Source organism: Pseudoalteromonas sp. SCSIO 43095, assembly GCF_023650455.1.
Taxonomy (GTDB): domain Bacteria; phylum Pseudomonadota; class Gammaproteobacteria; order Enterobacterales; family Alteromonadaceae; genus Pseudoalteromonas; species Pseudoalteromonas tetraodonis.
This window is the reverse complement of the sequence record NZ_CP087995.1, coordinates 1,481,292-1,502,590: the sequence shown is the minus strand read 5'-3', so window position 1 is coordinate 1,502,590 and position 21,299 is coordinate 1,481,292. Positions and strand designations below refer to the sequence as shown.

Below are 21,299 nucleotides of genomic sequence, written 5' to 3'. Positions count from 1 at the left end.
TCCTTAATGTTCAAACTGGTTGCGTTTTTCGCCAGACATCATAATAGCTAAAGCACCCGCAGAAATCACTACCAACAATAAGCCAGGAATAGCAGCACGGCCAAAATAACCGGCTTCGTAAACACGCCATAAGTAGGTAGATAGCGTTTCAAAGCCTGTGGGGCCTAGTAAAAGTGTGGCTTCTAATTCACGCATTGACTCTAAAAAGACCAAGGCGCCACCTGCAATAATACCACGCATAGTTAGGGGTAAAGTAATACGCGTAAAGGCTTCGCGCGGGCTTGCGCCTAGTACCCGCGCTGATTTTACCAAGCTTGGGTCAAGATGCTCGGTGCTGGTACGCACAGAACCTACCGCAAGTGGTAAAAAACGTAGCATATAAGCAATAATCAATAAGCCCAGCGTTTGATATAAAAAGGGTAGTTGTAAGCCGCCGTACACAAGCGCTGTGCCCATAACAATACCCGGAATACCAAAACCAAAGTAAGTAACACGTTCCATTATTTTACCAGCCTTACCACTTAAAGCCGCATGGGCAACCGGAATGGCAACAATAACTGTAACAATAGCGGCAATGGCTGAAGCGTAAGTTGAATGCCAGGCAATACTAAAATCAAACGAGCTAAAGCCATCACGCACTAACCACAAAGTAAATACTGCTAAGGGTAGGCCAATAGCGAGTAACAAAATAGGTGCAAAGGTGGCAAACATAGCGCCTAGTTGCCATTTTTTAGGGAATAAAATAAGCGAACGACCTTGACGCTCTGAGGCGGTTTTTATTTGTGATTCAATCATTAATAAAAAGCCAACAATTACCATCAGTTGCAGTGACAACATAGCCGCACGGCTTAAGGCAAAAGCATTATATTCCACATAAATAACACGGGTAAACGTATCTAAGCGCATCATTGCGGGAGTACCAAAGTCAGATAAGGTATATAGTGCAACCAATAACGACCCTGCAGCAATGCCATTTACTACGCGGGGTAAAATAACTTTAAATACGCTTTGCGTCATCGACATACCCAGCGTTCGAGCAGCGTTGACCATACTGGCATCTAAACTAAGTAAAGACGAACGGGTAGTCATCATAACAAACGGAAAAGTATACAAGGTCATGACAATGGCGGCTCCCGTTAAGCCATACATAGAAGGGGTTTCAAAACCAAGTAAGTTGTTTATTTCACCGCCAGGACCAAATGCAGCATAAAGCGTAAAAGCGCCAATGTAACTGGGAATAGCAAGCGGGGCTGCAAACACCACCAGCCAAAACTTTTTAAACGGTAACTGCACATAGGCGCTAATGAATGCTAAGGGCACACCAATTAAAATTGAACCTAATACAGTTAATCCCATTAACGACAGGGTATTGCCTAAAATAGTTAAATTATGGCTATCAAAAAAAGAGCTTGCGTCAGAGGCAAGCGTAATTAAAACAAAAATAGGGGTCAGGGTCACTAGCGCTGCAAGCAGCGCCATTGGGTAAGATGTAGGTATTCGCATTATAAAACGCCGCTGCTGCGCATTAAATCTATAGTTGGGCGTAAATCAGCCAACTGGGTTAAATCAATTTTAGGTGGCGAAATACTGGTTAACTTTGGCAATCCATCGGGTTGAGTAATGCCATTAACCAGTGGGATTTCATAGGCTTCGCTTGCTAAATAACTTTGCACTTCAATGCTAAGTAAATAGCGCATAAAGTTGATTGCCAGTGGGTCGTCAGATAACGATAAAATACCTGAAGCGTTAACTAAACAGCCAGCATCATTTTGCGTAAAGGCTAAATCAAGTTTTGCATCGGGCTTACCTGATTTTAAGCGCAGCGTGTAGTAATGATTAGCAAAACCAATGTCTACTTCACCACGTTCAACGCCCATTACCACACCGAGTTCACCGGCGTAGGTTTTAGATCGTTTTTTAACTTTTTTGAGCCACTTAGCCGTTTTATCATCACCTTCTAAAAGCCGCATAGCAGTAATAAACGATTGAAAAGAAGCATAAGCAGGCGCCCAACCAATACTTAAATCACTGTCGGCAATGTCCATAATGCTCGTTGGAATTTGCTCTTTGGTTAAGCGATCGGTATTAAAAGGTAAAGTACGAATACGGCCAGTAACAGGTGCCCATTCATCATATCTAAATTGTGGCTGTAATTGCGCTGATAAATCACTCGGCATGGGCTTGGCAAGACCGGCATCGGTAACTAAACCAATTGCCCCAGAGTCGACTGCCCAAAATAAGTCGGCACGTTTAACCCCTGCATTTGCTTCGGCAACAATGGTGTTGGCAAGCGCTGCGGTAGGGCCGCGACGAATGGCAAGGTCAAGTTCAGGGTTCTTTTTTTGAATGGCTTGTAATACGTTTTCGTATAAGCCACCTTCACCACGGCCTAAATAAAGCGTCAATGCACCTTTTAGTTTAGGCAATGTATCAACAGACACGGGGTTTGCAATAGCAATATCAGCGGCAAAAGCGCGTGAAAGCGATAGCGGTAAAGCACCCGCTACCCCTAACGCAGCTAAGCCTTGAATAAAGGTTCTGCGTTTCACTTAAAATACATCCTTACGTGCTTTTTCTGCTTTTTCAATCAGCGTTTGAGCGCGGCTTAGTTTGGTTTGCATATCAACAACCACATCACGAACTTCATCAACACTTTTATTATTAGAAATTGCTTGTGGAAGTGTGACGTTAAAGTCTTTTTCTAGGATTTCTACTAACTTCGCGTCTTGCTCAATTAGTGTACCTTCAACACCTTCGAATAAATGTAGGTAGGTGTCGTGCACTATGTTGGTGGCTTCATCGCTTAAACGTTCTGCGTATTTAGCGACCACTCGGTCTAATTTGTGTTTAATTTCGTCGATAGTCGCGCTTTGCGTCATTTCTTTGGTTGCTGTTGCTTTAACGCTATCTAATAACCCTTTTTGTTGAAACTTAGCCGCCAGTTTAACTGCGCCTAATCCTTGCCATAGGGCATTATTCATTGCTTGTTGTTGTTTGCGTACTTCTGACGCTGGTTTTTTATTATCGATAGCCATTTTTATGCCATACAAACCTTGCCAAATAGAGGCATAGACAGGCACGTAATTAGTTTCTATGGCGCTGTGGAATTTAACTGACTCCCAGTACTCAACCAAATCATCACTATTGACTGCTTTTGCGCCTTTTTTCTCGTAATCGCTTACCATGGTATCGACTTTAGAGATCATCCATTCAACGTCTTCATTGTAAGTTTTTAAATTAGCTTGAAGGTGATTAACATGCTCACCAATAGGGCCATTAGCAAGTGCCGGTTGTGCAAAAATCGCAGAGGCGAGTAAAAAACTTGCACTTAATGTCTTGGCAGGCTTAAGTAATATTTTCATAGCAAGTGAGTCCATAAATGTTATTGTAAATGATAGGCATTATCATATCCCTAAAGATCACTCAGATCAACACACTAAATGACAGGTCAGGGCTAAAAATACCAATGTTTTGGGACGAATAGGCAGCAAACTAATTATTTGCATAAATTTTAACGTAATCCTTGATGATAGTTAACCTATCTATACGTAATGTTTACCTTTTATGGCGTTATAAATAGCATCACATAAAGCGCGAATACTGTTTTTGTCACTTATATACGGTGGCATTAGATAAATTAGCTTACCAAAGGGGCGTATCCATACTCCTTGAGATACAAAATAAGCCTGAATTTTAGCGACATCAATGCTACCAGCCTCTTCTGTAAGCTCTACTACGCCAATAGCTCCTAAAGTACGTACATTCGCCACGGTGCTGAGCGCTTGGCATTTATGCAGCTGCTGTAATTGAGTATTTATTTCGCTGATATGGTGTTGCCAGTTTTGGCTTAGTAATAAATCAATACTGGCACAGGCAACAGCACAGGCAAGGGGATTTCCCATAAATGTAGGTCCGTGCATCAAAACCCCAGCTTCTCCTTCGCTGATCCCTGTGGCTATTTTTTCGCTAGTTATGGTTGCCGAAAGTGTCATTGCGCCACCAGTCAGCGCTTTACCTATACACAGTATATCGGGCTCTATATTGGCATGCTCTACAGCAAACAATTTGCCGGTGCGGCCAAATCCGGTGGCAATTTCATCGCAAATAAGCAGCACATTATATTGAGTGCATAGTTTACGCACACAGGCTAAATACTCAGGATGATAAAAATTCATTCCTCCGGCGTTTTGCACTATAGGTTCAATAATAAACGCGGCAACGTGCTGGTGGTACTTTAAAAAATAGCTTTTGAGTTCATCAGCCTCAGCTTGATTAAACGCACTATTAAATTGGCTAATAGGGGCAGGCACAAAAATATGCTCAGGCAAAAAACCAGCGTACAAATTATGCATAGAATTAATAGGATCGCACACACTCATCGCTGCAAACGTATCGCCATGGTAGCCTTTGAACGGAGTCATTAATTTTTGTTTTGTTGTAACCCCTTGGCTTAACCAATATTGCAGCGCCATTTTTATCGCTACTTCCACACTTACTGAGCCACTGTCGGCTAAAAACACCTTTGTTAATCCCTCTGGCGTTATCGCTACCAGCTTTTTACAGAGCTCTACTGCCGGCTGGTGGGTTATGCCACCAAACATTACATGGCTCATTTTATCTATCTGGGCGTGCATCGCTTCATTTAAAACCGGATGGTTATAGCCGTGAATAGCACTCCACCATGAGGCCATACCGTCAATAAGTTGTTCACCCGTTTCTAAGTAAATAAGGTTGTGATTTGCATGCGTAACGGGGTAAACCGGAATAGGTTGAGTCATTGAGGTGTAGGGGTGCCAAATGTGCTGACGATCAAAATCAAGGTCTATCGTTTGTTTTTTGTTCATATGTAAACTTTAACTAAGTGGGCTTCGTTGACAATGGTACGGCAATACGTATTCTAAGCCAATAACACCAAGAGCAAAAAATAAAAGAGAGTATTATGGAGCTTGCAACAGTTCGACACGATTGGACCCATCAGGAAGTAAAAGCCTTATTTGAAATGCCATTTAACGATTTATTATTTAAAGCCGCCTTTGTGCATCGCGCTAATTTTAATCCAAACGAAGTACAAATTTCTACGTTGTTATCTATTAAAACAGGTGCCTGCCCAGAAGACTGTAAATATTGCCCGCAATCGGGGCATTACAAAACTGATTTAGAACGCGAGCGCCTAATAGAAGTAGAAAAAGTGGTAGAGCAAGCACGGTTAGCAAAACAAAAAGGCGCCACTCGTTTTTGTATGGGGGCTGCATGGTCAGATCCAAAAGACAGAGACATGCCATACATTTCGCAAATGGTAAAAGAAGTAAAAGCCCTTGGCCTTGAAACCTGTATGACTTTAGGCATGTTAAATAACGAAAAAGCTCATGAACTGCGCAGTGCAGGGCTTGATTACTATAACCACAACCTCGACACTTCACCTGAATACTATGAGCAAATTATATCAACTCGTACCTTTCAAGACCGCCTTGATACTATAGGCAATGTGCGAGACGCTGGTATGAAAGTATGCTCCGGCGGTATTGTCGGTATGGGTGAGCAAGCAAGCGACCGCTATGGCTTATTAATGCAGTTAGCTAATTTACCCCAGCAGCCCGAAAGCGTGCCAATTAATATGCTAGTAAAGGTGAAAGGGACACCGCTTGAAAACGTTGATGACTTAGATCAGTTTGAGTTTATTCGTACCATTGCCACAGCACGTATTATGATGCCCCATAGTTACGTACGTTTATCAGCAGGACGCACAGCAATGAATGAGCAAATGCAGTCAATGTGCTTTTTTGCCGGTGCTAACTCTATATTTTATGGTGATAAACTTCTTACTACCGAAAACCCAGAAGCCGATGCCGACATGCAATTAATTAAAAAGCTCGGGATGAACCCAGAAACACGCCACGATTATTCAGATGAAGCCGTTGCTGCGTCTTTGTCATCGCAAGTGGCTGATAAAGCAACCGCAGAATTGTTTTACGAAGCGTAAAGTGCTCAGTACTATGCTAATGGTTTAAAGTATTGCGTTGAAGGTTAAAGCATTTATGTCATTTGAATTTATAAACACCCATTTAGATGAACGCAAAGCACAGCAGCTCTTGCGTAAACGCTATGTAGTACAAAGCGCAACAGCGCGCACTATTACGGTTGATGATAAAACCTACCTTAACTTTGCGAGTAACGATTATTTAGGGTTTGGCGATTCGCCGGTGGAATTAACCAGCGCGCCATTACTAGGTAGCCACAGTTCAGCACTAGTGACAGGTTATCAACAGCCACAGCAAGCGCTTGAGCAAGCTTTATGTAGTGCTTTGGGTTATGAGGCAGGTATGCTGTTTAATTCGGGCTTTAGTGCTAATAGCAGTGTTATAAAAGCGCTATTTCAAGATAAAGCGACAGCGCAACACAGTGCGATTTTTCAAGATAAACTCAATCATGCCAGTTTAATTGATGGCGCATTACACGCCAACGCCGCGTTAATACGCTTTAACCATAACGATATAAACCATTTACGCTCACGGCTAGAAAAATCAAAAGCGCGAAATAAGCTCATTGTATCTGAAGGTGTGTTCTCCATGGATGGTGATACCGCGCCAATCAAAGCGCTATTAACCTTAGCAAAGCAGCATAACGCGTGGTTAATGATAGACGATGCCCATGGTTTTGGTGCTTTAGGAAAATCGGGGCTTGGCAGTTGTGAAGCCTTAATTGCAGCCGACACCTTGCCCGATATCTTAGTGATCACCTTTGGTAAAGCGGTTGCTAGTAGTGGGGCGTGCGTATTAGGTTCGCAGCATTTTATAGATTACATGCTGCAGTTTAATCGTGATTATACCTACTCAACCGCTATGTCGCCGTTTATTGCCTCACATACTTTAGCGCGTATAAAGAGCATAAGAGGCGCCAACGACAAGCGAGCCAAATTAAACGCTAATATTGCGCTGTTTAAACGCCTAGCAAAAGAGCAGCACATTGCGCTAATGGACTCTAACACCGCGATTCAACCAATTGTTTTAGGCTGCGCCGAGCAAACGTTAAAAGCCAGTGAGCAACTAAAGCAGCAGTGCATTTGGCTAACGGCTATTCGCCCGCCAACTGTTTTACACAATACCTCGCGTTTGCGTATTACCTTAAGTGCAGCCCACACCCATGACGATATAAAACAACTCGTTGGTAGTTTACAGAAGGTCATTTCATGATAAGCCCGCAGGCAATTAAAACTAAGCCACTTAATCCCACCACAGTGTATTTAGCGACTCAGGCTTTAAAAAAAACCACAGCGCATAACTTTTCAAAAGCAGCAAACAGTTACAGCCAGCATGCCAATGTGCAAAAACAAGCAGCAAATGATTTATTTAAACTCATTAGAGCAAACCCTAAAAGGCTCTGTGTTGACCTAGGCGCAGGGCCGCTTGTTAATACTCAGGCTTTAAGGGCATTATTTGGCCAAGTTGTTGCCATAGATTTAAGTTTTAACATGCTAAAAAGCAGTGATTTATACACCCCAAAACTGTGCGCCGACATGGATAATTTACCGCTGCAAGCTAACAGTATTGATGTGCTATTTAGTAATTTTGCTTTGCAGTGGTCTACTAATTTTGAAATCTTAATGCACTCGCTTTATCAAGCATTAAAACCAGGCGGACAAGCCTATATTAGTACGGTTGTTGCAGGGTCATTAAACGAGATCAAAACCGCCTTTGCAGTGCTTGATTCACATAATCATATTAATCAGTTTGCAAGCCATAATAATATAAACCAATCGGTCGAAAATGCCGGGTTTAAGATCACCACCTCAAAAAAAGTCATTTATACCGATCAGCACAGTAGTGCATTAGCGGCTATAAAATCGATCAAAGCCATTGGTGCCACCACACAAAATCATGCAACAAGTCGTCGTGGTTTATTAACTAAATCAGCGCTGCAAAAAGTATGTGATGCTTATCCGATTATAAACAATAAAGCCCATGTATCTTACCATGTAGTATTGTTATCATTAGAAAAAGCCCAGTAAAAATAATAAGGCCATGCCATGAACCAGTTTTTTATTACCGGTACCGATACCGACGCCGGTAAAACTCATGTAACCAGTTTGCTGTTAAAGTTACTCGCGCAACATAAAAAGCGCGCAATAGGTTTTAAGCCGATTGCCTCTGGGTGTGAAATGGCGTTTGAGCAGCTTGTGAACGCCGATGCACTAATGCTAATGGAAAGCGCCACAGTCAGCGCTAAATACGACATAATTAACCCATTTGCATTTGCGCCGCCAATAGCTCCGCACATTGCTGCAGAGCAAGCAGGTATAAACATAACAGTAGAAAAGCTCAGCATAGCTTATCAACATGTTAAGCAACAAGGCGCCGATTACCTATTAACAGAAGGTGCAGGCGGCTGGGCATTACCAATTAATAATAACGAGTATTTATACGACTGGGTAAAAGCAGAGCAACTGCCAGTAATATTAGTGGTAGGGATGAAACTAGGCTGTATAAATCATGCATTACTCACTGCTGCACACATGCAAAGCTTAGGGATTAATTGTGTAGGGTGGATTGCAAACCAAGTTGATGCCACTATGGATGAATTCCAAGCAAACCTAGATTCACTGAAAACACGTTTACCATTTCCACTGCTTGCCATTAGCCCATACACAGAGCAAGCTCATAAATTACAAATTTATAAAACCCTGCTTGAAATATTATCGATAAATCCATAAATAACCCTTGTGTTGTGACATAGTTTGTCACAGAATAGCGCTGACGTTATGACATAGTGTGTCATAACGCAGTGATTGCTCAAAGCCGATCAAACATAGTAAATCGCTCAGCAATAAATGTTATTTTTGGAGAACTCGTATGAAACGTGTATTTTTGTTTTTATTAACTAACCTCGCGGTTATGTTGGTATTAGGTGTGGTGCTTTCAATAATAATGAGTGCGCTGGGCTTAAGCCATCGTAGCCTTGGCGGAATTTTACTAATTGCGACTGTATTTGGTTTTGGTGGATCGTTTATTTCGTTATTTATGTCGAAATGGATCGCCAAAAAATCAACTGGTGCGCAAGTGATCACCCAACCTCGTACCGAAACCGAACAATGGCTGGTAAACACTGTGGCTGCTCAAGCTAAAAAAGCCGGTATTAACATGCCAGAAGTGGCGATTTACGACAGCCCAGAAATGAACGCGTTTGCAACGGGCCCGAGTAAAAATAATTCGCTGGTGGCGGTAAGTACGGGTTTATTACATAACATGAGCCAAGATCAAGCCGAAGCCGTATTGGCGCACGAGGTATCGCATGTGGCTAATGGCGACATGGTAACGCTAACGCTTATTCAAGGTGTTGTGAATACCTTTGTTATTTTTGCCGCTAAAGTAATGGCTGGCATTGTTGACAACTTCATCAATAGCGATGAAGAAGAGGGCGGCAGCAGCTGGACTTACTTCTTATTCGATATGTTATTCCAAATATTATTTGGCGTACTGGCAAGCATAGTGGTTGCTCATTATAGCCGTAAGCGTGAATTTGCAGCCGATAGCGGCGCAGCTCAGTTGGTAGGCGCAGATAAAATGCGTTCAGCCCTTGAGCGATTAAAGCAAAACCACCCATCGCAATTAGAAGGCTCAATGATGGCCTTCGGTATTGCCAGTGGTAAAGGCATGGCTGAGTTGTTTTCATCTCACCCGCCGCTTGACGCACGTATAGACGCACTACGTCGTTAAAAAAATTCAAGTTTTTCACAGTACTTGTAAACAAAAAGCCTGCATTTGCATAATGCCAGTCAGTTAAGAACTGACTGGCATTTTCTTTTATAGGGGTACTTATTCGGCTTCTTTCTTATCACCCTTGGATAATGCCTATCTGGTAACCTATCGGGTAAGATAAACAATCTAAGTGTTGTCAGTAACTCATCGTAATGAATAGGCAACTTACTTGCACTATGTATTGGCGTAAACATAAAGAAAGCGATAACCTGTCGCATAGATTGGCTAAAGCTTAGCTGTGTAGGCAAAATATCCTCATCTTTAGTTGCATCAAGCATGACGATACGTATTAAATTGTAAGCGAGTAATAACCCCCATAACTTTTGACGTACCATGTCTGGTTTCTTACTACGTAACGTGTGTTTGCTATGATTCAATCCCTGCTTTATTTCTCTAAACGCCAGCTCAATTTCCCAGCGTTGAGTATAAACCTCTGTTAATTCTTCATATGGAAATCGTAAAGGGTCAATGAGAGAGCTAAGTACACGATAGCTTTTTCCATCCACTTTATAGGTGGTTAATCTTGCCATCAAGGTCTCTGGTAATGACTCAAATTTCTTTCTGGCTTGAGGACTTGTGGACAAAATCACTATTTTATCATTGTCATTTATACTATGTTCAACTTGATACTGTAAATCCTTCCTCGCGGGTAACATCCAGTGACTGTTATCTCCTTGGTTTTGCCACTGATGCAACAGTCCTAATGAGTAATAGCCGCGGTCAAACAAGGTAAGAGAATTATCTGGTACGGCTGGTAATAGTCGTTGAGCTAAGCTCATTTCACCTATGCGACGGGAGTCAAAGCTGCTATCTAACAGTAAATGGCTAGATACTTCCATAAGGCTACACATTCGTACTTGTGGGTAGCTTACTTCTCCATGTTGATTACTGTCACTGCCAAATGCTTCTCTGTTATCTTGATTATCATGAGTTCGAAAACTAACGCCATCAACAGCGAGTAAATTAAGTCCGCACCATTGTTCAAAAGACTGGGTGGAAAAGGTTTTGTGTGCAAGTAATTGAAATGTATGTTGGACTGACTCATAGCCTAACCTTTGCCGGCCTTGAACTAGCGCACTTGGCGCTACTAATTTGTTTTTTCCGGGTAAAGAGATGTCGAGTCTATTAGCGATATCCCAAACGGTTTCGTTTCGGAATAAACTCATTCCAATTACAGACCACATAATAGCTTCTAGCGGTAATCGCCTTTTACGCACAGTAGCAACACCTGCATGTTTAAATGCTTGTTCAAGAATATCAGGGTCAAGAACCTGTTTAAGTTTATCTAGTGTATGTACATCATTTAAAAATGAAGACATGTTATCGAAGTGCTGAATGAGAGACATAAAAAAATCCGATATTATTTCTAATATCGGATTTTGAAGCCATGGAAAGATCAGTCAAGTGATCATAAAAATATTCTTAACTGATCTGCATTATGCATTTGCAGGCTTTTTTATTTTTAATGTTTTTTATTGCGATTGAATAATGTCAGTAATGCCCTCCGGCGAGAGTATTTCAATCCAGTAACCGTCTGGGTCTTTAATAAAGGCAAGGCCTTTCATAGAACCGTCATCTGGCTGTTTTACAAACTCCACATCGTACTTAGCAAAGCGCTCACAGGCAGCGTATACATCGGGTACACTAATACCAATATGGCCAAAGCCTTTTGGTTCTTCATTACCGCTGTGATAACCGCTAAAGCTGTCGTCGTTTTCAGTGCCCCAGTTATGGGTAAGCTCAATCAGCGCAGGGCGGCGAAACACCCACTGGGTTTTTTGTTTATCATCGCCTTTTGGCATATCTTGCTCGTAGCCTAAAAAGTACAAGGTAAATTCCATATCAGGAAAGTCGTACTTACCTAACAACTTCATGCCCAATACGTTTTTATAAAATGCCAGCGACGGTTTTGGATCTTTAATACGTAACATAGTTTGCTGCATCACATAGCCCTCAGTGGCTTGTGCAATTTGCTCTGGGGATTCGTTATAGCTAGACATGAGATAATCCTTAATAAAATGACTGAAAAAACCTTAATGGATTTAAAAAGGCAGGGGGTGAGCTCATCATAATATACAACAGCAAAAATTATAACCACCTAGCTAAATCACTAGTCAATGAGTTGAGTGTTTTATAAGCGAAAAATGGCATGTTTATCGATACTGTTTATTTATGCAGTTGAGGTGTTTTGTCCAATAACATTATTTAAAGTCGCTTTGGTGTATTTAACAAGAGGTGTTTTACAGCCTACGTAATTAATTGTTTAAATTGAAGTTGTTTAGTGGAATTATTAAACAATGTAATATACGCCGTTTTGGGGTGTTATAACCCTCAAAGTGGTGTTCAACAAGCTGTTAAAACTCAAAAGTTAATAGGAATGTTAACAGATAAAGAAAGATCACAGCTTCAAGAGCGACTAGTAAAACTTTACTTACGATTAAACGGATACTTTTCTGATGGTTTTATTGTTCATCATGATATTAATGGCAGGATTAGCTCAGAAGTTGATATTTTGGGAGTTAGATTCCCAAATCATAGTGAATCCGAAAGAGAAGCGGGGTTATGTTCACGTTTGCAGCTAAATGACAGTAATAATATTGATGTCCTTATCGGAGAAGTTAAATCCAATGGAGTTTCACTAAGGTTTAACAACGCAATATCGACAAATATTGAGGTTTTGCGCAAGATCTTAAATCGAGTTGAAGCATCTAATAAGTTATGACCAAATACCAGTAATAACCCAGCTATAAATACAGGGTATATACTTATTAAGCGAAGCAAGCCAAGCACCACAAAGCCCCAGCCAATCGCCCAAATTACTTGAGCATATAACATCGGGAAAAGAGGATTAAAACTCCATGACCATGATACAATTGTAAACTCAAATAAAATAAGCACTAAGCCTCGAACTATTAAAGCGTTAGCAAACTGACGAGTACACGCGTATTTATGCTCTGTAATAGCGGCAGAGAGGCCTGCTAGAAATACAAATAATGGCGCACAAAAATGCGATATAAAGCGTGTGAAAAAAGTAAGCGCATCTGTTCCGGGTAAGGTCATGGGATCAGTTACTGAATAATTTAGACAATAATACATGCCGTGATCTATCACCATAAATATGATGATAATGCCGCGTAATAGATCAATATGATGCAAGCGACTTTGCGATAAAGCTAATGACATAAAATACAATTAACAAGAATGAAAAAAATGAACTTGATAATATGTTATATTATATCAAAAGGCGAGTTTGAAGATTAAAATTAACAGGGTGATCGCGTCAGCGCTAAGCAATTAATTATAATTTTCATTATTTAAATTTTTTAACATACCTAAGCGTTATGAAGTTTATTACTGCCAACAAAATAGCTATTTCATAGCGGCTGTACGCAATAGCGATACCAATTAAACCCATATTCCAAATACTCGCAGCTGTTGCTGTTCCGGATGTAGACTGGTTATTTTTTAAAATAGCGCCACCACCAATAAAACCAATACCTGTAATAATACCTTGTAACATTTTAGATTGCGCCTCTGCGCCCTCTAAAACTGACATAGCAATCAGTGCATAACCACATGATGCGACGGCAACTAAAGGAAACGTTCTTAGACCTGCTCCATTATGGCTACGTTCTCTATCATATGCCATTGGCAGGGCAAGTAAATACGCCATGCCAAGATGAATCAAATTATCAATAATGTCACTCCACTGTAGATCAATTTCCATTGCTATTTCCACGGATAAATTTTAAATAAGAAGCAAAAATTGAACCAAGGTATTAATTTAAATAAAATCATTGTGTTACCTTTTTATTATCGAGGGGGATGAGTGGCGTTAGCAATATTTACACAATAAAGTGCGTTTTTACCCAGCAATGAATTTCAGCTGCGTACCACACAAGCAAACTCTATTATGTAAAATTGTGGGGCTTACATATTTTTACAACACTCCTTTTTAAGTCGTATATAATTTGGCTCATTTGCAACGAGAGTTTACATGCGCATTTTATTAATTATTATCTTTTCAAATGTATTAAGTGGTTGCACAGTTATGGGTATATTTTTGGATGAAACGGCGAGATCCAAGTCAAACATCAATAGCACTAATAGTTTTGTAAAGGATAAAGATAGTTTTAGTTTTAGTTTTAGCAAGCTTGGTTACGAAACTGATAAAGCCATAATTGAATTTATAAAAGGAGATGACGGTGTGATTAAAAAATGTAGGCAGGTTACTAAGGTCTTAAAAGAATGTGTAGAAGTAGATAAATCTACTCTACACAGTAATGAATCTAAGCCGCTAAAAACTGATGATGAAATAATAAGTGTTGGTCTATAAAGCTACTAATAAAAAAGTAACTATGATCGTAGCCAGCGTGCATTTCGAGCTGCAGCGGATACGCTTTTTTATCAGCGATATCGACCAAGTTTTGCGGCTTAAGCTGCTCTTCTAAAAAGTTATCAGCATCACCTTGGCTTACCAGCATAGGTAAATAGTTTGCTTGCTCGGCTTGTTGCATTAATTCGCAAGTATCGTAGTGTGCCCACGTTGTTTTGTCGTCACCTAAGTAGCCTGTAAATGCTTTTACACCCCACGGACACGCCATAGGATTAACAATAGGACTAAATGCCGAAGCGCTGGCGTACGAATGTGGGTTTTTAAGTGCAATCATCAATGCGCCATGCCCGCCCATTGAATGACCACTAATTGCTTTTTTATCTGTAACAGGAAAGTGTTGCTCAATTAGTGCCGGTAACTCATTAACAACGTAATCATACATATTAAAATGGGTGTTGTAGGGCGCTTTTGTGGCATTAAGGTAAAACCCAGCACCTTGTGCAAAATCATAGCTGTCTTCGTTTGGCACGTTATCACCACGTGGGCTCGTATCTGGCGCTACAATGGCGATACCCAGCTCCGATGCTTTTTTAAATGCGCCTGCTTTTTGCATAAAGTTTTCATCGGTACAGGTTAAACCTGATAACCAGTACAGTACCGGCACCTTATTGGTTTCACTGGCGCCTGGCGGTAAAAACACTGCAAAACGCATAGTGCAACGAGTGCTTGAGGCGCTATGGCTGTATTGCTTATGCCATCCGCCAGCCACTTTAGCTGTTGAAATATTTTCTAACATAACAATCCTTAAAAGCCGTTACTTAATAGCAACGGCTTGTGATGGTAATTAAGTGAAATGAGCGTATTAGTAATGAATTACAGTACGAATACTTTTACCTTCATGCATTAAATCAAAGGCATCGTTAATTTCTTCTAGGCTCATGGTATGAGTGATAAAATCGTTTAGCGCAAATTCACCCGCCATGTAACGCTCTACAATTTCAGGAAGTTGTGAGCGACCTTTAACACCACCAAATGCGCTACCACGCCATACACGACCAGTAACAAGTTGGAACGGACGAGTTGAAATTTCTTGGCCAGCACCGGCTACACCAATAATCACAGACTCTCCCCAACCCTTATGACAACACTCAAGTGCAGAGCGCATTACATCAACATTACCAATACACTCAAATGAGTAATCAACACCGCCGTCGGTCATATCAACAATCACTTCTTGAATTGGCTTGTCGAAGTCTTTAGGGTTAACTAGGTCTGTTGCACCAAGCTTAGTGGCTAAGTCAAACTTGCTGGTGTTGATATCAACACCAATAATGCGACCCGCGCCCGCCATTTTTGCACCAATAATAGCCGATAAACCAATACCACCTAGGCCAAAAATAGCGACAGTATCACCTGGTTTAACATTTGCTGTATTTGTTACCGCACCCATACCTGTGGTTACGCCACAACCAAGTAAACAAATTTCTTCAAGTGATGCTTCTTTGTTTACTTTAGCAAGTGAAATTTCTGGGAGTACGGTGTACTCAGAGAATGTTGAGCAACCCATGTAGTGATAGATAGGCTCACCATCTTTATAAAAGCGTGTAGTGCCATCTGGCATTAGGCCTTTACCTTGCGTTTCACGTACTGCAGAGCACAAGTTAGTCTTACCAGATTTACACATCTTACATTCACCACATTCAGCAGTGTAAAGTGGAATAACATGATCGCCTACCTCAACACTGGTTACGCCTTCACCTACAGCGTAAACGACGCCAGCACCTTCGTGGCCTAAAATTGCAGGGAAAATACCTTCTGGATCTTCACCAGATAATGTAAAAGCATCAGTGTGACAAACACCAGTGGCAGTGATTTTTACCATTACTTCGCCTTTTTTAGGCATCATCACATCAACTTCTTCAACGCTTAAAGGCTGATTAGGGCCCCAGGCAATCGCTGCTTTTGATTTTATAAATTCAGACATGTGTATATCCTTTGTAGTGATTTGAATATGAATTGTAGACCCATACTGTTTGGGTGATGAGGTTATTGTATTTGTTTCTCAGATAATGATAATCTTCAATTTAATAAAACACTTTTACAGTATGGTAATAATTATGCGTTGGGAAGGAATTGATGAGTTTATTGCTGTTGGCGAAGAGGGAAGTTTTACCCAAGCTGCACAGACGTTAGGTTTATCGGTTGCTCATATTAGCCGCCATGTTACAAAGCTTGAACAACGGTTAAATACGCAATTATTAACACGTACCACTCGAAAGGTTGTGTTAACCAAAGAGGGCGAGCAGTTTTTACACCAAGTTAAACATTTACAGCACGCAATGGACGAGGCCACTCAAGGCTTAGCATCGGTACAAACCTCACCTAAAGGTAAAATTAAATTAACAGCACCGGTTATGTATGGTGAAAGTTTTATTATGCCCATTGTGCATTCATTTATGCATGATCACCCTGAGGTAGAAGTAATCGCAACGCTCTCTAACGAGCAAGAAAACTTATTAGAGGGGGGCTTTGATTTAGCCATTCGACTAGGCCATTTAAAAGATTCAAGCTTAAAAGCGCGGCGCTTGAGCTCGCGACGATTTATTATGTGTGCTTCACCTGCATATTTAGCGCGTTTTGGTGAGCCTCACACTTTGGGGGAGCTTAATAATCATCAATGTTTAATTGGCAATAGTAGTTATTGGCGAGTAAATGAAAATAATCGTGATAAACATATTAAGGTCGCAGGGCGATTGCATTGTAATAGCGGCTGGGCACTGGTTGACGGCGCTAAAAAAGGTTTGGGTATTGTTCAGTTGCCTGATTACTATATTGAAAATGAAATTAAATCCGGTCAGTTAGTGCCTATATTAACTGCATACCAACCACAACAAGAGGGCGTGTGGGGTCTATATCCGCCACGGCAATTTGTGGCTACTAATGTACGGGTATTACTTGATTACTTAATAACAGGGCTGAAAGTTTAGCAGGGTTTACTTGCTTGTTTAAAATATAGCCAAGTGTCAGATTTATAAATTATTTCTTACATTTATGGTGATATTCAATTGCGCTGAGTTCGTGCTACTATAAGCCACACTTTTGGCATTAATGTTTAATTAATATGTTTCAACCTGTTAGCCTATTTATCGGACTCAGATATAGCCGCTCCTCTAAAGGCAATGCGTTTATTTCGTTCATTTCGTTTTTTTCTATTGCAGGTATAGCGATTGGTTTAATGGCGCTTTTTACGGTCAGTAGTGTAATGAACGGCTTTGAGAGTAGTTTAAAATCAAATATGTTGGGGCTTATTCCACATGTTGAAGTGCAAGCCAAAGATCACTCCAAAGCGCAAATGAATTCGTTAAAATCTGCGCTTGAGCAATCACCGTATGTTGATCATGTTAGTTTATATCGCCATGGTGAAGCCATATTGCAAACCAATAAAGATCTTCACGGGGTGTTATTACAAGGGCTTTACGACAACAACGGCTCGCTATATAAAATCACCGACAAAATAGTGCAAGGCAATTGGCTAAATGTACTAAACAATAATTATAATATTGCAATAAGTCGTTATTTAAGCCGCAAACTTGGCGTTGGCTTAGGTGATAAGTTACGTGTAATTATGCCTAACGCATCTACGTACACCCCACTTGGGCGCATGCCAAGCCAACGTTTATTTAAAATTGCTGCTATCTATGAAACTGGCTCCGAAATAGACATGGGGTTGGCATTTACCAGTGGCGTATCACTACAACGGGTTTTAAAACTTAGCAACAATACGGTACCTAATTTAAGCGTGTCACTGCATGAGCCGTTTGCACTTGACCAATTTATGCAAGACAGCCAACACATACTCAATGACTTTAAACTCACCGACTGGCGAAGCAGTCAAGGCACTTTATTTGCCGCCGTTGCGATGGAAAAACGCATCATGTCTATGCTCCTTGGCTTAATTGTGCTGGTGGCGGTATTTAATATTGTATCGGCACTGACCATGATGGTCAGTGAAAAACAAAGTGAAGTAGCAATTTTGCAAACATTAGGACTCACACCAAGCCAAGTGCAAACCGTATTTATGGTACAAGGACTCTATAACGGGGTAATTGGCACAGTCGTGGGTGCTTCTTTAGGTATTTTATTAAGCTTATATATAAATGAACTGCTGGCTTTGGTTGGTTTAAATTTACTATCGGGAATTTCACTCCCCGTCAAATTTGATGTGGTTAGTTTAAGTGTTATTGCCGTTTTAAGCTTAGCAATGAGCTTTTTAGCGACTTTATATCCAGCGCGCCAAGCCGCTAAAGTAAACCCAGCAGAGGTATTACGTTATGAATGATTTAGTAATTAGTTGTGAAAAAATAAGTAAGGTGTACCAAGACGGGCAAAATCAGGTTGAGGTATTAAAAGGGGTTGATTTAGCCCTAACGCAAGGTGAAATGCTGGCAATTGTTGGCAGCTCAGGTTCAGGTAAAAGCACCTTGTTACATATTTTAGGCACCTTAGACACGGCCAGTGCGGGTAGTGCAAAAATAAAAAACCAAGACGTGGCTAAGTTATCTCGCTCGCAGCAAGCGGCTTTCAGAAATAAAAACTTAGGGTTTATTTATCAATTCCACCATTTATTAATGGAATTTAGTGCAGTTGAAAACGTTGCCATGCCATTACTCATAAAAGGATTGAGCGCAAAAGAAGCCAATAAGAAAGCGCTTAACATGCTTGATAAGGTAGGCCTTGCACATAGAAGTAGCCATAAGCCATCGGCTCTTTCTGGTGGTGAACGCCAGCGTGTTGCCATTGCACGCGCTCTAGTGACAGAGCCTGCGCTGGTGCTTGCTGATGAGCCAACGGGTAATTTAGATAAGCAAAATGCAATTAAAATTTACGATTTAATTAATCAGCTAAATAAAAGTTTAAACACCAGCTTTGTGGTGGTTACTCATGATTTAGAGCTGGCTGATAAGCTGGGTAAAATAGCGTACTTAGATGATGGTAAACTAACGATAAAAGAGTCTAGCCATGTTGCTTAGTGCCTTTATTAGTAAACGCTTTAGAGCCTATTCAGGCCATAAAGATGAAAAAAATGCCTTTGTAAGTTTTATAGCCAAAGCATCCACTATCGGTATTTTACTTGGTGTTGCAGTGTTAATTGTGGCGTTATCGGTGATTAATGGATTTGAACAACAATTGGTTCATCGTTTATTAAGTGTCGTGCCGCAAGTTGAATATGTTGCCCCAAGTAGGCCGATTGCCGATTGGCCTAGCAAAGTCGAAAAGTTAAAACAGCAACCACACGTAACAGGCGCAGCCCCATTTTTTGCCGTTAATGGTATGGCGCAATTTAAAAGCCAATTAAAAGCGGTTGAGATCCGAGGTGTTGAGCCTTCGTTGGAAGGTGATGTGTCAGCCATCAACCAATTTACACAAGGTAAATTAGTCAGCCAGTTAACAGGTGATGATGTTATTTTAGGCAAGCAAATTGTTAAGCAACTTAATATCGCATTAGGTGATAACGTGACCTTGTTAATCCCGCAAATTAGTGAAAAAGGCCGGTCATTACTCGCCCCAAAACGTGTTACCCTCACGCTTGCGGGCATTATAGAAATGGGCGGACCAATCGACAGCAGCGCTGCTTTTATTCATCTTAACAAAGCACAACAAACCTTAGGCTATGATCAAAGCCAAGTAACAGGGTTACGCTTGCGTGTTGATAATGTGTTTTCGGCGCATCAAATAGCGCTTCGTGTTGGCCAGACAATTACCGATTATGTGTATATTTCGAGTTGGCTTAGAACGCAAGGTAGCTTGTATCAAGATATTCAAATGGTGCGCACGATTGTTTATATTGTGGTGTTTTTAATTATCGCGGTGGCGAGTTTCAATATTGTGTCTTCACTGGTAATGGAAGTGCGTGAAAAAGAAGGCAATATTGCTATTTTAAAAACCATGGGTGCCAAAGACAGTACCATATTGGCTACTTTTGTCATGCAAGGCTTAACCCAAGCATTTGTGGGTGTACTTTTAGGCTCAATTGTTGGCGTGATTTTAGCAATTAATATTAGTGAGCTATTTACTTGGCTGAGCTTGTTACTGGGTGAAAACCCGCTAGAAGGTGTGTACTTTATCGAATTTTTGCCCAGTAAATTAGTTTGGCAAGATATAGTGTTAACTGTTATTGCCACCTTTGTGCTTGCAATATTGGCGACGCTGTATCCAGCATGGCAAGCAACACGAGTTGATCCGGCAAAAGTATTGGGTAATTAAAGACAGTATTTAATAGGGCACTAAGTGTAACTCTGATAAACTGCGCCGCTACTTAACAGCGTTTGTTTGCTGAGCACTTATTTACCTTGGAATTTACTTTGACAAATAACGATATTTTACGCCGTATTCGCTACACCTTTGATTTAACAGATTCAGCTATGGTTGATGTTTTCGCCGCAGCAGCGCAGAGCGTAAGCACTGAGCAGGTGATTGCATGGTTAACTAAAGAGGGTGAGCCTGGGTATACCCCAATAAGTGACACTGAATTTGCGGTATTTTTAAATGGTTTTATAAATACCAAGCGCGGCAAGCGTGAAGGTGAGCAGCCAGAGCCTGAAAGTAAATTGAACAACAATATTATTTTTATGAAGCTACGTATTGCTTTAAATATGAAAGCAGAAGATGTGATCGCGACCTTGGCGTTGGTTGATTTTGATTTAAGTAAACATGAGCTAAGCGCATTTTCACGTAAAGTTGAAAACAAGCATTACCGTGTGTGTAACGATCAAATCTTGCGTTTATTTTTAACCGGTGTACAGCGTACTTTTCGCCCAGATGGCGAAAAAGCTTAATGTATTTTATGGAGGTTGAATACAACCTCCATTTTGACCTCTCCACATTTACTCAATTATCCGTCTATTCTTCTACAACTTCAGTCTCATAAAGCATTTTATTTTGTCGCTCTCGTAAAACTGTAGAGTCGTATTTTGTTTTACTATTTTTTTAATACTTTTAACATGTTATTCATTCAAATGGCTGTTTTTAGCATATAAATTCTTTTTTAATGAGTTTTTATACAAAAGAAACAACAATTTAATTCAGCATCAAACACGTGCATCCAGTTTATCTATGATGTTAAAGTGTAAAAATAATGATCGGATAATTAATTTCTTCACTAGCAATAGCATTGATCATTTTTCCTATTTCAAATTAAAAAATACCTACAT

At 40.6% G+C, this 21,299-nt stretch carries 20 protein-coding genes and 1 pseudogene; 11 read left to right on the top strand and 10 right to left on the bottom strand.

Annotated features, from left to right (window positions below):
* Window positions 1-3: 3 nt before the first annotated feature.
* The 4 genes from LOC50_RS07165 to bioA form a co-directional block, all read right to left on the bottom strand.
* The gene (locus LOC50_RS07165) at window positions 4-1,503 is read right to left on the bottom strand and encodes an ABC transporter permease (RefSeq protein ID WP_036982834.1); all 1,500 of its coding nucleotides are present in this window, start codon (window positions 1,501-1,503) and stop codon (window positions 4-6) included.
* Window positions 1,503-2,549 carry an ABC transporter substrate-binding protein gene (locus tag LOC50_RS07160; protein WP_069439400.1) on the bottom strand — a complete coding sequence of 349 codons (1,047 nt, stop codon included), beginning with the start codon at window positions 2,547-2,549 and terminating at the stop codon, window positions 1,503-1,505. Before LOC50_RS07160 ends, LOC50_RS07165 begins: the two co-directional genes overlap by 1 nt.
* Window positions 2,550-3,362 (bottom strand): hypothetical protein, encoded by an 813-nt coding sequence (locus LOC50_RS07155; protein WP_036983462.1) that lies wholly within the window; start codon window positions 3,360-3,362, stop codon window positions 2,550-2,552.
* Window positions 3,363-3,542: 180 nt separating this feature from the next.
* A complete protein-coding gene (gene bioA / locus LOC50_RS07150; RefSeq protein WP_138627433.1) occupies window positions 3,543-4,844 on the bottom strand; it encodes an adenosylmethionine--8-amino-7-oxononanoate transaminase in 1,302 nt (433 codons plus the stop codon).
* A 95-nt stretch (window positions 4,845-4,939) separates the two neighbouring features.
* Here bioA and bioB point away from each other — a divergent pair, with 95 nt between their 5' ends.
* The 5 genes from bioB (at window position 4,940) to htpX (ending at window position 9,710) form a co-directional block, all read left to right on the top strand.
* Complete coding sequence (gene bioB / locus LOC50_RS07145; protein WP_138627432.1) at window positions 4,940-5,980, top strand: biotin synthase BioB; 1,041 nt, start codon at window positions 4,940-4,942, stop codon at window positions 5,978-5,980.
* A 55-nt stretch (window positions 5,981-6,035) separates the two neighbouring features.
* Window positions 6,036-7,190, top strand: a complete 1,155-nt coding sequence (locus LOC50_RS07140; RefSeq protein WP_069439403.1) for an aminotransferase class I/II-fold pyridoxal phosphate-dependent enzyme — start codon at window positions 6,036-6,038, stop codon at window positions 7,188-7,190.
* The gene (locus LOC50_RS07135; protein WP_138627431.1) at window positions 7,187-8,005 is read left to right on the top strand and encodes a methyltransferase domain-containing protein; all 819 of its coding nucleotides are present in this window, start codon (window positions 7,187-7,189) and stop codon (window positions 8,003-8,005) included. Before LOC50_RS07140 ends, LOC50_RS07135 begins: the two co-directional genes overlap by 4 nt.
* A gap of 18 nt (window positions 8,006-8,023) precedes the next feature.
* The gene (gene bioD, locus LOC50_RS07130; protein WP_138627430.1) at window positions 8,024-8,707 is read left to right on the top strand and encodes a dethiobiotin synthase; all 684 of its coding nucleotides are present in this window, start codon (window positions 8,024-8,026) and stop codon (window positions 8,705-8,707) included.
* Window positions 8,708-8,846: 139 nt separating this feature from the next.
* A complete protein-coding gene (gene htpX / locus LOC50_RS07125) occupies window positions 8,847-9,710 on the top strand; it encodes a protease HtpX (protein WP_138627429.1) in 864 nt (287 codons plus the stop codon).
* Window positions 9,711-9,769: 59 nt separating this feature from the next.
* On the opposite strand, the gene LOC50_RS07120 is transcribed toward htpX, so the two are convergent.
* From LOC50_RS07120 to LOC50_RS07105, 4 genes and pseudogenes are all read right to left on the bottom strand, one after another.
* Window positions 9,770-11,098 (bottom strand): IS4 family transposase, encoded by a 1,329-nt coding sequence (locus LOC50_RS07120; RefSeq protein ID WP_250653883.1) that lies wholly within the window; start codon window positions 11,096-11,098, stop codon window positions 9,770-9,772.
* Window positions 11,099-11,224: 126 nt separating this feature from the next.
* Window positions 11,225-11,752, bottom strand: coding sequence for a lactoylglutathione lyase (gloA, locus tag LOC50_RS07115; protein WP_250653882.1), 528 nt, complete (start codon window positions 11,750-11,752; stop codon window positions 11,225-11,227).
* Between the two features lie 697 nt (window positions 11,753-12,449).
* Window positions 12,450-12,935, bottom strand: a pseudogene (locus LOC50_RS07110) (acetyltransferase domain-containing protein); the annotation flags it as partial.
* 127 nt (window positions 12,936-13,062) lie between these two features.
* Entirely contained in the window at window positions 13,063-13,479 is a 417-nt protein-coding gene (locus tag LOC50_RS07105; RefSeq protein ID WP_036982817.1) for an MgtC/SapB family protein, read from the bottom strand.
* Window positions 13,480-13,749: 270 nt separating this feature from the next.
* Between LOC50_RS07105 and LOC50_RS07100 the strand changes: the two genes are divergently transcribed.
* Entirely contained in the window at window positions 13,750-14,088 is a 339-nt protein-coding gene (locus LOC50_RS07100) for a hypothetical protein (protein ID WP_250653881.1), read from the top strand.
* On the opposite strand, the gene fghA is transcribed toward LOC50_RS07100, so the two are convergent.
* On the bottom strand, window positions 14,042-14,884 hold the full coding sequence (gene fghA / locus LOC50_RS07095; RefSeq protein WP_069439408.1) for an S-formylglutathione hydrolase: 843 nt from the start codon (window positions 14,882-14,884) through the stop codon (window positions 14,042-14,044). The genes LOC50_RS07100 and fghA overlap by 47 nt on opposite strands.
* 66 nt (window positions 14,885-14,950) lie before the next feature.
* Window positions 14,951-16,072 carry an S-(hydroxymethyl)glutathione dehydrogenase/class III alcohol dehydrogenase gene (locus LOC50_RS07090; protein ID WP_036982813.1) on the bottom strand — a complete coding sequence of 374 codons (1,122 nt, stop codon included), beginning with the start codon at window positions 16,070-16,072 and terminating at the stop codon, window positions 14,951-14,953.
* 130 nt (window positions 16,073-16,202) lie between these two features.
* On the opposite strand from LOC50_RS07090, the gene LOC50_RS07085 reads away from it, so the two are divergent.
* The 5 genes from LOC50_RS07085 (at window position 16,203) to LOC50_RS07065 (ending at window position 20,924) form a co-directional block, all read left to right on the top strand.
* Window positions 16,203-17,075, top strand: a complete 873-nt coding sequence (locus tag LOC50_RS07085) for a LysR family transcriptional regulator (RefSeq protein WP_250653916.1) — start codon at window positions 16,203-16,205, stop codon at window positions 17,073-17,075.
* 134 nt (window positions 17,076-17,209) lie between these two features.
* Window positions 17,210-18,427 (top strand): lipoprotein-releasing ABC transporter permease subunit, encoded by a 1,218-nt coding sequence (locus tag LOC50_RS07080; protein ID WP_069439410.1) that lies wholly within the window; start codon window positions 17,210-17,212, stop codon window positions 18,425-18,427.
* A complete protein-coding gene (gene lolD / locus LOC50_RS07075; RefSeq protein WP_036982810.1) occupies window positions 18,420-19,118 on the top strand; it encodes a lipoprotein-releasing ABC transporter ATP-binding protein LolD in 699 nt (232 codons plus the stop codon). The genes LOC50_RS07080 and lolD overlap by 8 nt, the downstream gene beginning before the upstream one ends.
* Window positions 19,108-20,352, top strand: a complete 1,245-nt coding sequence (locus tag LOC50_RS07070; protein ID WP_250653880.1) for a lipoprotein-releasing ABC transporter permease subunit — start codon at window positions 19,108-19,110, stop codon at window positions 20,350-20,352. Before lolD ends, LOC50_RS07070 begins: the two co-directional genes overlap by 11 nt.
* 98 nt (window positions 20,353-20,450) lie before the next feature.
* Window positions 20,451-20,924: a YehS family protein gene (locus LOC50_RS07065; protein ID WP_024601041.1), complete on the top strand. Its 474-nt coding sequence runs from the start codon at window positions 20,451-20,453 to the stop codon at window positions 20,922-20,924.
* Window positions 20,925-21,299: the final 375 nt, after the last annotated feature.

Bases quoted from the DNA above. Each gene is read 5' to 3' on its own strand.
- bioB (WP_138627432.1), top strand. From the start codon at position 4,940: ATGGAGCTTGCAACAGTTCGACACGATTGGACCCATCAGGAAGTAAAA.
- LOC50_RS07070 (WP_250653880.1), top strand. From the start codon at position 19,108: ATGTTGCTTAGTGCCTTTATTAGTAAACGCTTTAGAGCCTATTCAGGC.
- lolD (WP_036982810.1), top strand. From the start codon at position 18,420: ATGAATGATTTAGTAATTAGTTGTGAAAAAATAAGTAAGGTGTACCAA.
- fghA (WP_069439408.1), bottom strand. From the start codon at position 14,884: ATGTTAGAAAATATTTCAACAGCTAAAGTGGCTGGCGGATGGCATAAG.
- LOC50_RS07135 (WP_138627431.1), top strand. From the start codon at position 7,187: ATGATAAGCCCGCAGGCAATTAAAACTAAGCCACTTAATCCCACCACA.
- LOC50_RS07100 (WP_250653881.1), top strand. From the start codon at position 13,750: ATGCGCATTTTATTAATTATTATCTTTTCAAATGTATTAAGTGGTTGC.
- LOC50_RS07140 (WP_069439403.1), top strand. From the start codon at position 6,036: ATGTCATTTGAATTTATAAACACCCATTTAGATGAACGCAAAGCACAG.
- LOC50_RS07120 (WP_250653883.1), bottom strand. From the start codon at position 11,098: ATGTCTCTCATTCAGCACTTCGATAACATGTCTTCATTTTTAAATGAT.
- htpX (WP_138627429.1), top strand. From the start codon at position 8,847: ATGAAACGTGTATTTTTGTTTTTATTAACTAACCTCGCGGTTATGTTG.
- gloA (WP_250653882.1), bottom strand. From the start codon at position 11,752: ATGTCTAGCTATAACGAATCCCCAGAGCAAATTGCACAAGCCACTGAG.
- bioA (WP_138627433.1), bottom strand. From the start codon at position 4,844: ATGAACAAAAAACAAACGATAGACCTTGATTTTGATCGTCAGCACATT.
- LOC50_RS07080 (WP_069439410.1), top strand. From the start codon at position 17,210: ATGTTTCAACCTGTTAGCCTATTTATCGGACTCAGATATAGCCGCTCC.
- LOC50_RS07165 (WP_036982834.1), bottom strand. From the start codon at position 1,503: ATGCGAATACCTACATCTTACCCAATGGCGCTGCTTGCAGCGCTAGTG.
- LOC50_RS07105 (WP_036982817.1), bottom strand. From the start codon at position 13,479: ATGGAAATTGATCTACAGTGGAGTGACATTATTGATAATTTGATTCAT.
- bioD (WP_138627430.1), top strand. From the start codon at position 8,024: ATGAACCAGTTTTTTATTACCGGTACCGATACCGACGCCGGTAAAACT.
- LOC50_RS07090 (WP_036982813.1), bottom strand. From the start codon at position 16,072: ATGTCTGAATTTATAAAATCAAAAGCAGCGATTGCCTGGGGCCCTAAT.
- LOC50_RS07155 (WP_036983462.1), bottom strand. From the start codon at position 3,362: ATGAAAATATTACTTAAGCCTGCCAAGACATTAAGTGCAAGTTTTTTA.